Source organism: Pedobacter cryoconitis (assembly GCF_014200595.1).
Lineage (GTDB): Bacteria > Bacteroidota > Bacteroidia > Sphingobacteriales > Sphingobacteriaceae > Pedobacter > Pedobacter cryoconitis_C.
On the sequence record NZ_JACHCG010000001.1, the window covers coordinates 2,811,374 to 2,825,186 of the forward strand.

Below are 13,813 nucleotides of genomic sequence, written 5' to 3' on the forward strand. Positions count from 1 at the left end.
GCAAAAGAATGCCACGTACAGTATTTTTATACTGTATTTACAAAGCAAATAAGGTGAATGACTTTAAGTCAGCACGCTGTTTGTCTGGAGTAAGCTGGAAGATTTAAATTGATGGATAATCCACATGGATTGCAGATTAGTATTAAACATCACCGAAAGGTGTTTAATACCATTGAGGTTAGACATGTTTTTCATAGGGAATTGTGTTTTGTTTTGTTGTAGGTATTTTGGTTGGTAGATAGATGTTGCGAAGGTTTAGTTCTTTGTTTTTGCTCTTATATTTTGTTTTTGGTTAACTATGCTAAATTATTTCATTGTTATAAATACTGCCCTGTACCCGTGTTATCAAAGTGTTAAATATTGTTCAAACATCAATATTCAGATCTGCTTATTTATCAAAACACTAAGTGTACTTATAACATAATGACAATAAGCGCTTTAAAACGATGTTTTGAAGGGTTTTAGCGTTGTATTTATGCTAATGTAACTTTTAATTTTCAATAAACAAAGGGGACAAATATTATTTGATACTTTATTTTTTTTCAATAATAGTATCAAATAAATTCACCGCAGCACTGTAAGGAGTAAAATATTTTTTTCTGACATTACAGATAAATTCTATAGAATTTATCTACTATTAAAATGTTAACCAGCGAGTTAAGTCAATAATCAGTGTACATTACAGTTATTCTGTTAATTAATAACATTATCAAAACTCTCTGTCCCTTCAAAGAATAGTTTCGTCACATTTTTTCCAAAAATATATTAAAGCATAGTATTCTTGCCAGATGCGAAATATAAAAAAGTTCTTTATAATTTTAATGCTCACGATGAGTTCAATGTATGTAAACGGTCAACAAAACATACCCGTTTCTATAGGCCATACAGACACCCTGCATTCAATGATATTAAATGAAAAAAGATCTTTATGGATTTATACACCACAGATTGATTCCAGTGTTTTTTCCAAACCCAGTTATCCGGTTCTGTATGTTTTAGATGGTGAAAACAATTTTTTGTCCTTAATGACCATAATCAACCAGCTGGGAGTAATCAATGGGAACAAAGTTCTTCCGGAAATGATCATTGTTGGCATTATCAATACGCCTGGAAACCGGGTAAGAGATCTTACCCCTTCAAAAAATGTAAGCTTCAGAAATTCAGGAGGTGGAGAGAATTTCACTTTATTCCTTGAAAAGGAACTGATACCTTATATTAATAAAAATTATCCGGCTGCTCCCTACCGGACGCTGATTGGACATTCATTAGGTGGCCTGATGGTTATGAATACCCTAATCAACCATACCTCATTATTTAGTGCTTATGTTGCAATTGATCCAAGTATGTCTTATGATCAAGGTAAACTGCTAACCAATTCAAGGACTTTACTACAGGAAAAAGCGTTGACCAGGACGTCACTTTTTCTGGGGATGGCAAATACGATGAATCCAGGAATGGATACCTCAGCAGTCAGACAAGATACCACACAGGTTACACAACATATCAGCGCTATTCTCAACCTTTCAGACCAGTTAAAACATCGCTCAATGCATGATTTGAAGTGGAATTTCAAGTATTACCCCGACGAGGATCATGCTTCAATTCCTTTAATTGCTTCATACGATGCGCTAAAGTTTATTTTCAAACACTATAAATTCCCACAAACCCAACCTGTAAACCTGTATTTTGATAAAAGATATACGGTGACTGAGCTGAAAAAATTAATCAACTCACATTATCAGGCATTATCAGATGAAATGGGTTATACTGTCCGCCCTCCGGAAGAGGTTATCAACAGATTCGGATATATATTTCTTCAGCAAAAAGATAATAGCAGGGCTAAAATGTTCTTTCAGCTTAATATAGATTATTATCCTGAGAGCTTTAATACTTATGATAGTATGGGTGATTATTATTTGTCTGAAGAAGATAAATCTGCTGCCATTCATTACTTCGAAAAAGCATTGACACTAAAAAACAAACCAGATATTAGACTAAAACTGGAAAAATTAAAGCATACCAAGGCCGAATAAATCAAGCTTAAGAACTATCTGAAGCAGTCTTATCAATTTATAATATTTATCAATTGTTTAATACAGTTATCAAATCTGGCAGACTGCATATTATTTAAAGCCTCGTTCAACATGGCTTTACCAAACAATAACTGCCCACGATATTCAGCAAGGTTTAATTGTCCATTCATTAACTGTTTTCTAACTGCTGCCATAGTAGCTTCCTGCATATCGGGATCATGACTTCCTCCATCCTCCTTCGAGGAATTTGCCAATCTGAACATCAGCATCGCATAAACTATACGGCAGATTTGACGCATGATAAAGAACCTTGCCTTATGGTATTCATTTAAATTATCACCAAAATAGGTTTCCAGCATCAAATGTTCTTCCTGATCTGCTGCTGCAAAGAAATTTGCTATAATAGCCAGGTCAACATACCTGTCATTCCCAAAAGCCGCATCCCAGTCAATAATCCATATTTTCTCTCCATCAAAGATCATATTATTAGGGTTAAGATCATTATGACTCGAAACCCTATCGCTATCATACCATGGGTAATGTGTTTTAATCACCTCATAATAAGCAAAGCAATTGTCAAAAGCAGCACCAGTTAACATTTGTGATGTTTTAAACTCAGTAATCAGGCCTTCAACGGTATCCAGCAAACTATTTTCTTTTGAAAAAAGCGGGAGCTCATGGATACCTCTGATCGTTTTTGTAAGCTCAATTAATAAGATGTCCGGAGATTTGAAAGCAGTTTGCAGTGGAAACTGCTGAATATAGCCTGTAATGGTTATACCTGTAGCTTTATTGAGATAATAAACTGGTGGGGCAATGCCAGCACTGGCAGCAGCTTCCATACAAGAATGGTCATGGATAACCTCAGCCGGGTCAGCCAGTTTCAAAATATAGGACTGGTCATTCACTACAATTTTATACACGCAGGCAGCAGATAATCCGCCAGTCAATAAAATTATTTCTTGTAATACTATCGTATTAAAGGTCTGTACCAATGCGTCTTCAACTGCCGCTGATCTTGACCCGGGTATAAGAGAATGCAGGGTTTGCATTTGACTAGGTAATATTGCCACCAAGGCTGGTTAGCAATTCAGTTAAAGGTTTGATATCTTTTGGTTTTAAAGCCGGAATAATCTCATTAGCCAATGTACTGGCCGTCTTTTCAGCGTCTTCAAACAATTGCTTTCCAGCTGAAGTAAGGACAACGTAACTCACCCTGGCATCGCGTTCATTTGCTTCACGGGCTACCAGCCCTATTTTCTCCATAGGTAACAACATTCGTGTTATACCCGAAGCAGTGAGCCCAATCTGTTCTGCCAGATCTATTCTTCTCATCTTTGCATCTGTGGATTGTTGCAAGAGGTAAAGGATCATAAAGTCATTGAATCCTATGCCGTGAATATTTAAGCGATCGAACCTGCGGGAGATCACAGCTTGTACTTTGGACAGGTTCATCAGTGTTTTAAGTGCGTGATTTATTACAAACATATACTTGACTAGTCAATGATTATGCAATAATAATATTATTTTATATGCTTATCAAATAAATCTTTCAGGGACAGGTTAGTTTTTTCTGTATCTCCCCCATCCGGATGGAAAATAAATAACGAATCCTGATCCCGGCTATCAATAAATAAAAGACTGGTACCAGACTGGCCAATAACTATACTTTTGGCCAGGTAATTGGTTTCCTGACCCAGTTCATTTAAAGAAAGGGCAAATCCTTTGAGCTGCCTGGCATTGACATAATCTTTTCCATCAATATTAACTACCTCACGGAGCGCATCATAACTAAAGAGTTCAAAACTATCCTGATCCTTCCATACCTCCAGTTTCGCTTCGAATTGCTCACTCAGCAAATAATCAAGGTATATTTTCGGAATCTCTGCCTGATCTCTTTTCAATAGCGTATTAAATGATTTCCAAGTTTTACGCAAAGGCTCTTTTTTCACCTGCTGGTCAGGATTGATCATATCTGATGCTATACTTTCATTGGTGGATGGATTATAAGAGAAGGTGACTTTACAAACAGGGCAATCAATAAATATCAATTTCATCTTCTTAGCCGTAGCGCTAATTACAAAATCCCGGTCATGACTGCTCAGTTCTTCTACAGTAAACTCCTGGCCACAAACCCAGTCGTAAGGACAACTTATCTTTATCATTTTTAAATATAATAAATCAAGCTATAATGACTTAAATAATTTAACCTCAGTACTCAGTTGCCTGCCATTTATAGTGATCAACCTGTAGCCAAATGACGAAGTATCAATTTCAATCTTCTCTGATAGCTTTTCGATCTGATAAGAACATGCTGGTGAGGAGTACTGCCTGATATTTCCCGCTATTAATTCATCAGTCATATGATAATGGCCGCAGAAAACAACAATATCCTTTTGGACTCCGGACAGGATGCGCTTAATTTCATCCCGGCCTTTTAAGGCAGCCCCCACTTTATCTAATGGAGTTTCGATTTCTAAAACAGGGTGATGTATAAAAAGTAATATTTCTTTATCCGTATCCAGTTCCTGAAGAAGCCAGTTCAATTGATTCTGACTGACTGCATTGGAAGAAGAGTCTAAATAAATAAATTTGAACTGACCTTCTTCATCAGCATAATATAGCTCATCATCCGGTTCATTGCGATGCTCATTCTTATAATACTGGCTTACCTGCTGGTAGCTATCATGATTGCCAAGTACCATTAAAAATTTGAAATTGAATTCATCAATAGTCTTAAAGAACCATTGATTAGCTTTCTGAGCACCAATATCACCACCGAATATGATTTCAGTAACCCCATTTGAGGCTATATCTTTTAGAATAAATTTCAGCTTATCTTTATGTTCTTCGGTGTTTTGCGTATAGCGCATCATACCAGTTTCCTGATCCAGGATAATTTTCTGACCTAAATGGGCATCGGTCAGGTAAGCAATAGTTTGATCAGCCATATAAAAATCGGGAAGGGTTAAATTTTGATGCCTAACAGGTCGTATAAGTTGGACTGCCCTTTAGAAGTAATTAAAAGGGTTCTGGAATCCTGTATTTTTCTCATCCAGTCTTCAGCAATCATTTTATTTAAGATACGCATAGCCAGAGAACCCGCCAGATGCGGCCTTCGCTCACTCCAATCCAGACAAGGCCTGGCAAAAGGGCGTTTCTGTTTTAATAAACTGGTTGTATCTATACCAAATTCTTGAAAAAACGTCTCTCCTTTAGCAGTCATCTCATAATGCTTATCTTTCTCCACCAAGTAATCCATGGCTATTAACCGCTCATTAAGCATTACCCCTGCTTTGCCAGCAATGTGATCATAACAGGTTCTGCAATATTCAAAAGGAACATCTTTAGTTACCTTAACAATCACCTGTTTTTGATGCGGGGCCAGGTTTGACAAGGCTTCAATCGCATAAGCAACTTCTGCTCTGGCATAGCTAAAATACCGGTGACGCCCCTGGTTACTAACCTTTAACAAATCAGCTGACACCATTTTTCCCAGGTGCATACTTGCACTTTGAGGAGATACACCAGCAACAATAGATAATTCGGTCGCTGTATAAGCTTTACCATCCATCAAAGCCCATAACATTTTAATACGTGCAGGTTCGCCAATCAGTCCAGCAATACTGGTTAAATTTTCAAGTTCCATTTTCAAATATACCCTATTGCTAAAACACATACTTCATTCTGGAATGAAATGTTACCTTTGGAATTTATAAATTTCCATAATGAATAAGCTCATAGCCCTATTATTAATTTGTTTCTTCTTTAGTTCTTGTGTTAAAACAAATGGTGAACCTTACTCCGATTACAGATTTGAAGTTTCTTGTGACAATTGTGTAATCTCCATTAAAAATGGCTTTGATATCCAGACCTACAATGTTTACGGCTACCGTTCCATTCCCATCGATCATAAACTGCCTGTTATAGATGTATCTTTATATACGATTAATAATAGAGATTATACGACAGTCAGATTTCTTGGCAGCGGTTATAACAGGATCGTATTTGACGATGATCTTTATAATGATGATCCTACAACCTATATCACCCTCAATTTATAATATATTATTTAAGCAGCTGCCAGCGGTTAAGTTCATCTTTAATGGTTGCCAGCATTGCTTTGGCAATCATCCCTCTCAATAAGATCCTGGTTCCGATCCACAAAAAGAATTTGTGTACTGGCTTATATTTCACCAAATTAAGGATCAGTGCTTGTACACGTTTTTTTAGTACTCCGCTATATTGGCTTATCGCTTCCCAGTTTTGCACAGGCCAGTTACTGCCAGAACTAAAAGCAAATTGCGGAAAGGTATAATCAACCTCTCCTACTATCGGAATAATCTGCCAGTTTCCATCAACTTCAGACCGGTATTTAGCTGTATCAATACCTTGATAACCTACTTTAAAAATTGGGTTTTCATCTTTAGCACTATCAGGAACCGTAAAATAATCACGTAAAAATATCTTGCAGTTATGTCGGCCCAGGAAATAATCATGTACCCTGAATTCCTTATTCAAAAAGCCACTAAATCCTCCTAATGCACCACACGCAATAGCACGCTCTCCCTGAAGATCGGCTTTAGTCCCATCCGTTTTCCTCAGCTCCCTGGTTGGATCAATCAGAAACTGACCCGCACAACTTTCATTCATTGCATCTACAACCTGTGTTGCTTTTGACCGCATCTGGCTGACCATCGCCGATAAAGTGAGACCAATCACATGCATTAATTTATCAAACAGTTTAATATCAACTGGCTTTGTACTGGGAAACGGCGCAATCATCACTACCGTAGAATTGAATGTATTATAATCATTATATAATGCTGGTGCCTGCTGCCCGCAAACCGCACTTAAAACCTCCCTTACCTTATCAAAAGGTTCGTTATTAATCATACCCCCGTCAACGTTGAGAGATTGATAGGGGTCAGCATTGATCTGAATTGCCTGAAGCATTTTCTCATCAAACAAAGGATTATTGTTGACAACGTCTTTGGAACGGGTAACTTTTCTCGCTTTAAATCCAACTGGAAAAGCACCGGTAGCCAGTGCAGCATCTACTGCAACCTGCGCATTAGTTCCGGTTCTGAAGTTAAGTGGCATCCAGCCGGGAGAATGATTGTCCGGTTGCTCCGCTGAACTCAATTCAAAGCAAGCATAATCCTGATGAACTTTCATATAATACGGCCGCCTGGAACCCCGCGCATTAAAGTTCACATTGTAGGTAAACCCTCCAAGGTTACTCAATGTGGTAAATAGTTTTAGTTTCCGGGGAAAGAAAGAAGGTAAAGGCTTCCATTTGATTGACTCAGGATCTTTAGGTTTCAATACCCGGTCAGCGATTTCATCAATAAATAAGCAGTTCAATGCTGAAACTATTGTTCCATCAATATCATCGTTTTTCAGCATCCGCTCAAACATATCTTTATCGGTGAGGTCTACCCACGAATGATATAAAATATGATCTTTATGTTCTGCTAAAATATCAGGGCCCGGGTGATCAATATGATACATTTCCCGCTGCAAAGCCGCAGCAGTAAGCATAGCAGTCATTCCTCCTGCCGAAGCGCCACCGATTACAGGTATTTCTATTTCATGTTTAGGCATACCGGGCTGTCCTCTTACTTTTTCATAAGCTTCCAGTGCCTCCAGCAAATAATCCATCACACCCGCTGTATACGCACCGGCAGATACTGCACCAGCCATACAAATTCCAAGGTGAAATTTCCCAGGTTCAGCCGCAGGAGATTTCTCCTGTTCATTTGTTGGATCAGGAATAGCGTTTCTCATAAAAATTACTTCAAGATAAAAAAATTACCAGCCTATCCCATAATCTTCACCATGGTTACTGGATCCTCCCCAAAGACTACCATGTTTCCAGTCAAAATAAACTGCATTCACCGGGCCGCTGGTTCTGCTGCCAAAACTTAAAGTATAGCCCATTTTTTTCAGTTCATCCCTTACAACCTGCGTCGTATTATCATTTAATAAGATCTGTCCGGGTTTAGGCTGACGGTCGGTTGTTTTCGTCCCGCCCAGCGAAAGCCAGAGCTGATTGGTATTAAAGTTTGCAGCTTCGGTAGCCTGCTGTACATTCATTCCAAACTCTGTCATATTTAAAAAGAATTGTAATAGATTCTGATCTTGTGTATCTCCTCCTTGAACAGCAGAAGCTAAAAATGGTTTTCCATCTTTTAAAGCCATAGAAGGTGATAAAGTTACCCTCGGTCTTTTTCCCGGCGCCACTACATTAAAAGGATTTAACGTAGAGTCCAGCACAAAACTTTGCATCCGCTGACTCATCCCCATTCCTGTTTTCCCGGCAATACAAGCTGGTAACCATCCGCCGCTAGGGGTCATGGAAACTACCCAGCCTTCTTTATCAGCGGCTTCTACAGAAGTAGTTCCCAGCCACAATCTATCCTGATAAGCTGCATCAGGCATATTATTCGTCATATCATGTGCGGGCGCAAAATTCCTCTTCGTCAGATCCAGTTCATAACCTCTATCTTTCAATAACTTGATGTATGGATTTTTTCTTCCTTCAAAAGGATATGGATTACCAGGCCCTATATCCGCGTCATTTTTATCATATTGTATCAGTTTCGCTCTTTCTTTTGCATATTCCTTACTCAATAAGCCTTTCATAGGCCCTTTAGGCCCATGATTAGGGTCACCATAATAAAAGTCACGGTCTGCAAATGCAAGATTCATCGCCTGGTAAAGGGTATGAATGTACTTTGTACTGTTACACCCCATGCCTTTCAGGTCAAAATTCTCCAGAATATTCAGCGCTTGCAAAAGCATCGGGCCTTGTGTCCATTGTTGTAATTTATAAACATCAACTCCTTTGTAGTTCACCATCAGCGGCTCTTCTTCCACAGGCTTCCAGTTAGCCAGATCTTCCATGGTAATCAGCCCGCCTTGCTCCCTGCTGCTGCGTACAAATTCCTGAGCGATATCCCCTTTATAAACACGGTCATAAGCAGCCATAATCGCTTGCTTTCTATTCTTTCCTTGTTTCAGCGCAGTTTTCTCTGCCGCTACCATTTTCTGAAGGGTAGCGAGCAGATCCTTTTGAACAAAGATTTCGCCTGCTTCAGGTGCTTCTCTCTTTTCACCAGGGTGTGTCAGAAAAACTTCCTTACTGTATGGCCACTCCTTAATCTTATCTTTTCCGCGTTCAATGCTATTGGCTGCTTGCGCCTCTATCGGATAACCCGCTGCCATTTCCATAGCCGGAGAAAGTACTTGTTCCAGGCTTAATTTCCCGTAATTGGCCAGCATATACAAAAGTCCGCCGGGCGTACCAGGCGTAGTTGCAGCTAAAGGGCCATATTCCGGGGGGAAATTATATCCTTTATTTTTAAAGAAATCAACAGTCGCCCCGCCTGGTGCGACCCCCATTGCATTAATTGCAATTACTTTTTTAGTTTTTGGATTATAAATCAATGCCTGCGTTTCACCTCCCCAGCTTAAAGTATCCCACATGGTACAAGTCGCAGCCAGCATCGCACAAGCCGCATCAACTGCATTTCCACCTTTTTGAAAGGTCATCGCCCCAGCCGTTGCAGCTAATGGTTTACCTGTAATGGCCATCCAGTTCTGACCATGCAGTACCGGTTTCTGGGTTTGTTGCGCAGCCACAGGAAAGATCGAAACTGCGGAGATAAATAATGCGGATAAAAGTTGTTTCATAGAACCCAAAATAGGAAAAATTTACTGGCTTATAAATTGAAAAACATCAGTAAAAGTAGAAAAACCGGATTCCCGGCTAAAATAATTATCTTCGCGCTCTTTATTTTAACCGAAGGATATGAAATTGGAAGAACAATTGCTGAAAAGAAGCGAGAATCAATGTGAATTATGCGGATCGGGGGAAACTCTTAATTTATATGAGGTGCCACCACAATCAAGCAGCAATGAAGATAACTGTATCCTGATTTGTGAGAAATGCCTGGCGCAAATTGACAGGAAAGAAGAACTTGACAGCAAACACTGGAGTTGTTTAAAGACAAGTATGTGGAGTGAAGTACCAGGTGTACAAGTAGTTTCATGGCGTATGCTGAACCGTCTGAGCAATGAAAGCTGGGCAATGGACAACCTGGACATGATGTATCTTGATGAAGAAAGACTGGCCTGGGCAAAAGCTGCCGGCGGGTTAGATAACGATACGGATACAGTAGAAGTACACAAAGACAGTCTGGGCGCTTTATTGCAAACTGGCGATACGGTTGTATTAACAAAATCTTTAGATGTCAAAGGTTCTCAGCTAAATGCGAAAATGGGCACAGTAGTTAAAAACATCCGGTTAGTAGATAACAATACTGACCAGATAGAAGGTAAAATTGAAGGTCAGGTCATTGTGATCCTTACTAAATATGTAAGAAAACAAGGCTAATATATAAAGCGAATAAGAAGCCTCACCTAAAACTATTGGGGCTTCTTACCTGCAAGACGGCTCAGGAATGATCTACTTTCAAAAGTTCCACTTCATAAATTAAAGCTGCACCAGGTGGGACCTCCTGTGTACCAGTATCTCCAAAAGCCAGTTTAGCAGGAATATACAGCATCCATTTAGAGCCTTCAGGCATCATCAGTACTGCCTCCCCTAACCCGTCAAAAGCTTTATCTAAATGATGTACCCAGGGCTTTTTCCCGTCATAAGTACTCCATACTTTTTTGCCGTTAACTAACGTAGCAGTAAAATTCAGGCTTACCCTATCTTCCATAGCAGGTTTTTCGCCTTTCCCTTGTTTAATAATTTTATACTGCAAACCTGAAGGCGTAACTTTTACACCGGGTTTGGTTTTATTTTTCGCTAAAAAGTCTTCGCTTTCTTTATAGAATCCTGTTTTTTTCGCTTCGACAGGAAAAGCATCATGATAGGCCTGGTTAGGCTTCAGATAAATTTTCTTTTGCTGATAATCCAGGATCACATCAAAACGCCTGATTACTTCCATTCCTAAAATACCTAAATAACCGTCTTTCGGTTCTGCCTGATCATTTATTGTCAGCCTGATGCCCATTTTACCAAAGTTAAACCCATTGAATGACATGGAATTAATAGTTGCCAGCTGATCTTGCGTAGTGGCATTTAATCCCCTGCCCACTTGCATACTGGTTTCTCCCAATTTACTATTGAAATTATGGTATTTACTAAAAGGGGTACTGACAATCAGCGTAAAAGCATTGCCTGTATCAAACATGACCCTGCCTGTGAAAGTCTCCCCATTGGCTAAAGTAACTGAAATCGGAAAACGGGGAATCAGTATGTTTTTATTAAATTCAAAAGGGATTCCTGTATAACCTGTAGTATCAACTGATTTTATCTGATCATAAAACGATATCTTTTTATGATCAAAATCAAGCTTTGTTACATATTTATTTAATATTTCATAACCGATAATACCATCCAGTTTTACACCTATTGCTTCAGAGAGTGATTTGAAGTTTATCAATACCATATTGACATCATTGATTTCTATATTTCCCAGTTTTAAGTTTTGATGCAAAGCCATTTTATAATTCTGAGTTCCTCCGGATCCGCCAACTGAAACCGTCTCCCGGTTTTCTTTACTAATGCCAGCACGTTCCGCAGTTAATGAATCTATAGATATATTGGTAGCACCTGAATCAAAAATAAAGTTTAATGAATCACTCTGATTGGTTTGTACTTTGACCAGCAGATGCGATCCGCGGGTTTCGTAAGGAATCTGGGCAATTTGTGCTTTCAGTTCTGTGCTGCCCATTAGTATAACCCCGGCTATCCATAAATACTTCGCTAATTTCATGCGTACCTGTTTAAATGAATACGAAGGTATGGAAGGTCAGGCAGCCTTCTGTCCTTTACTGTCTCTTTAGAATTAACCAGGGTGGACAAATAGGGTATGCAAAGCAATAAAGCATGAACAAATAAGCAGATATCAGCTATTAACAGTAAATTTGTTCCATATTAATGAACTCATGATTCAATCTGTTAAAAGGACATTTGATATCCTGGAATATATTGCTAAAAATGGTAATCTCGTCCGGCTGAATGATATTGCACAGGCATTAGACCTCAATAAAACTACGGTGCACAATTTCCTGGATTCACTCAGGCAATTAGGCTATCTGGAACAGGATGACCTGAGTCCGCGTTATCAGATTACTCCAAAATTGCAATGCCTGTATGCACCGGATATTTCATCTGTTTTGTTGAAAAAGGAATTACGCCCTATATTGGAAAGCATCACGGCAGGGACTAAAGAATCTTCTTACCTGGCTGTTCAGATGGGCGCATTTTATCGCCATGAGCTGAACTGTGAACCTAACAGGGCTGTGAAAATTTCATTAAAAATGGGTAAACCTTTTGAAATGACGACCACAGCAATTGGAAAAGTATTTCTCACTTATTCTGCTTATTTGCAAACCAACCAGATCAAGTATCATGGTCAGGAATATTTTTCGGGAATGCTGAACGAAATTAAGGAAATCGAGTCCTGTGGTTATGCTTTAGATGTCCAGCAATATGATCCGGACTTAAATTGTGTTGCGGTCCCTTTATTTTATCAGCGGAAAATTATTGCTGTACTTTGTGTTTCCGGCCCTTCTTACCGGTTTGGCAAACCTCAATTTGCTGAAGCGATACAGGTCATTAACGATGCTTTGAAGGCACTTCCCAAATACAGTACGCAACTGCTTCCTTAAAACAAGGTATTTTATATATACCCCTGTCACTTTTAAAAGAGACAGGGGTTTATTCAATTGAGCTTAAACTCTATAGTTCACTTGCTATATTTAAAAGCGCAACCGATTCCTGATCCAGGTTCAATTGTGTCGCTCTGATTAAATCGTCTAATTGTCCAATATTTGTTGCACTTGCAATTGGAGCTGTGATTGCCGGATTTGCCAGCAACCATGCGATAGCCACTGACGCCGGATTTGTATTATATTTCGAAGAAACTTCGTCCAATGCATTTAAGATCCGGAAACCTCTGCCGGTCATATATTTCTCTACAAAACCGCTTCTTTTACTGTTCTGTAAATCTTCTACCTTTCTGTATTTACCGGTCAGGAATCCACTGGCCAATGAAAAGTAGTTAATTACACTGATCTCGCTGGCAGTAGTAACCGGCTTAATATTTTTCTCAAAATCTGCCCGGTCAAAGAGGTTATATTCCGGTTGAAAAGTCTGATACTGAGGTAAACCCTTTGCTTTACTGATTTCCAGGGAAGCAGTTAACCGTTCTGGTGTAAAATTTGAAGCTCCAATGATCCGGATCTTACCCGCTTTAATGAGGGTATCATAAGCTTCCAGTGTTTCTTCAACCGGTGTATTAAGGTCATCATAGTGAGATTGATACAGATCAATATAGTCCGTTTGCAAACGGTTCAGGGAACCTTCCACAGCCGAAATAATATAAGCTTTACTTAATCCTTTTTTAGCAGGGCTTAGTTCTGCACCAACTTTGGTAGCCAATACAATCTGGCTTCTTTTATTCGATTTTTTTAACCATCTCCCAATTGCTTTTTCCGATTCGCCACCTTCTAAACCATCAACCCATGCGGAATAAACATCTGCGGTATCAATTGCGTTGAAACCATTGGCCGTAAAATGATCCAGCAATTTGAACGTCATCTGATCATCGGTAGTCCAGCCAAATACATTAGTTCCAAATACTAAAGGTGCAATACTTATATCGGAGGTACCTAGTTTTCTTTTTTGTATCATGATTGTTTATTTTAAATTCAACACCTAAAAGTACATCATTGATAAATAATCAAAGAAACAATAA

At 39.0% G+C, this 13,813-nt stretch carries 14 protein-coding genes; 4 read left to right on the forward strand and 10 right to left on the reverse strand.

The annotated features are described in order from the left end of the window. Window positions 1-63: 63 nt before the first annotated feature. Window positions 64-195, reverse strand: coding sequence for a hypothetical protein (locus HDE70_RS27295; RefSeq protein ID WP_260160384.1), 132 nt, complete (start codon window positions 193-195; stop codon window positions 64-66). A gap of 707 nt (window positions 196-902) precedes the next feature. On the opposite strand from HDE70_RS27295, the gene HDE70_RS11910 reads away from it, so the two are divergent. Continuing rightward, a complete protein-coding gene (locus HDE70_RS11910) occupies window positions 903-2,033 on the forward strand; it encodes an alpha/beta hydrolase-fold protein (protein WP_260160532.1) in 1,131 nt (376 codons plus the stop codon). Between the two features lie 32 nt (window positions 2,034-2,065). On the opposite strand, the gene HDE70_RS11915 is transcribed toward HDE70_RS11910, so the two are convergent. The 5 genes from HDE70_RS11915 to HDE70_RS11935 are packed head-to-tail and all read right to left on the reverse strand — an operon-like array spanning window position 2,066 to window position 5,682. Continuing rightward, window positions 2,066-3,106, reverse strand: coding sequence for a phosphotransferase (locus HDE70_RS11915; RefSeq protein ID WP_183890292.1), 1,041 nt, complete (start codon window positions 3,104-3,106; stop codon window positions 2,066-2,068). Next, window positions 3,090-3,521 carry a MarR family winged helix-turn-helix transcriptional regulator gene (locus HDE70_RS11920; protein ID WP_221302042.1) on the reverse strand — a complete coding sequence of 144 codons (432 nt, stop codon included), beginning with the start codon at window positions 3,519-3,521 and terminating at the stop codon, window positions 3,090-3,092. The genes HDE70_RS11915 and HDE70_RS11920 overlap by 17 nt, the downstream gene beginning before the upstream one ends. A 35-nt stretch (window positions 3,522-3,556) precedes the next feature. Next, the gene (locus HDE70_RS11925; protein ID WP_183890294.1) at window positions 3,557-4,198 is read right to left on the reverse strand and encodes a hypothetical protein; all 642 of its coding nucleotides are present in this window, start codon (window positions 4,196-4,198) and stop codon (window positions 3,557-3,559) included. A gap of 21 nt (window positions 4,199-4,219) precedes the next feature. After that, window positions 4,220-4,984 (reverse strand): metallophosphoesterase family protein, encoded by a 765-nt coding sequence (locus tag HDE70_RS11930; protein WP_183890296.1) that lies wholly within the window; start codon window positions 4,982-4,984, stop codon window positions 4,220-4,222. A gap of 17 nt (window positions 4,985-5,001) precedes the next feature. Beyond that, the gene (locus tag HDE70_RS11935; protein ID WP_183890299.1) at window positions 5,002-5,682 is read right to left on the reverse strand and encodes an ArsR/SmtB family transcription factor; all 681 of its coding nucleotides are present in this window, start codon (window positions 5,680-5,682) and stop codon (window positions 5,002-5,004) included. A 79-nt stretch (window positions 5,683-5,761) separates the two neighbouring features. On the opposite strand from HDE70_RS11935, the gene HDE70_RS11940 reads away from it, so the two are divergent. Then, a complete protein-coding gene (locus HDE70_RS11940; protein WP_183869741.1) occupies window positions 5,762-6,097 on the forward strand; it encodes a hypothetical protein in 336 nt (111 codons plus the stop codon). 4 nt (window positions 6,098-6,101) lie between these two features. Here HDE70_RS11940 and HDE70_RS11945 read toward each other — a convergent pair whose 3' ends face one another. Further along, window positions 6,102-7,823: a patatin-like phospholipase family protein gene (locus HDE70_RS11945; RefSeq protein ID WP_183890301.1), complete on the reverse strand. Its 1,722-nt coding sequence runs from the start codon at window positions 7,821-7,823 to the stop codon at window positions 6,102-6,104. A 24-nt stretch (window positions 7,824-7,847) separates the two neighbouring features. Further along, on the reverse strand, window positions 7,848-9,731 hold the full coding sequence (locus HDE70_RS11950; RefSeq protein WP_183890303.1) for a gamma-glutamyltransferase family protein: 1,884 nt from the start codon (window positions 9,729-9,731) through the stop codon (window positions 7,848-7,850). A gap of 118 nt (window positions 9,732-9,849) precedes the next feature. Here HDE70_RS11950 and HDE70_RS11955 point away from each other — a divergent pair, with 118 nt between their 5' ends. After that, window positions 9,850-10,434 (forward strand): PhnA domain-containing protein, encoded by a 585-nt coding sequence (locus HDE70_RS11955; protein WP_183890306.1) that lies wholly within the window; start codon window positions 9,850-9,852, stop codon window positions 10,432-10,434. A gap of 61 nt (window positions 10,435-10,495) precedes the next feature. On the opposite strand, the gene HDE70_RS11960 is transcribed toward HDE70_RS11955, so the two are convergent. After that, the gene (locus tag HDE70_RS11960; protein ID WP_183890308.1) at window positions 10,496-11,827 is read right to left on the reverse strand and encodes an aspartyl protease family protein; all 1,332 of its coding nucleotides are present in this window, start codon (window positions 11,825-11,827) and stop codon (window positions 10,496-10,498) included. Window positions 11,828-11,999: 172 nt separating this feature from the next. Here HDE70_RS11960 and HDE70_RS11965 point away from each other — a divergent pair, with 172 nt between their 5' ends. Further along, the gene (locus HDE70_RS11965) at window positions 12,000-12,725 is read left to right on the forward strand and encodes an IclR family transcriptional regulator (protein ID WP_183869736.1); all 726 of its coding nucleotides are present in this window, start codon (window positions 12,000-12,002) and stop codon (window positions 12,723-12,725) included. Window positions 12,726-12,795: 70 nt separating this feature from the next. Here HDE70_RS11965 and HDE70_RS11970 read toward each other — a convergent pair whose 3' ends face one another. Further along, entirely contained in the window at window positions 12,796-13,749 is a 954-nt protein-coding gene (locus tag HDE70_RS11970; protein ID WP_221270751.1) for an aldo/keto reductase, read from the reverse strand. Window positions 13,750-13,813 lie beyond the last annotated feature (64 nt).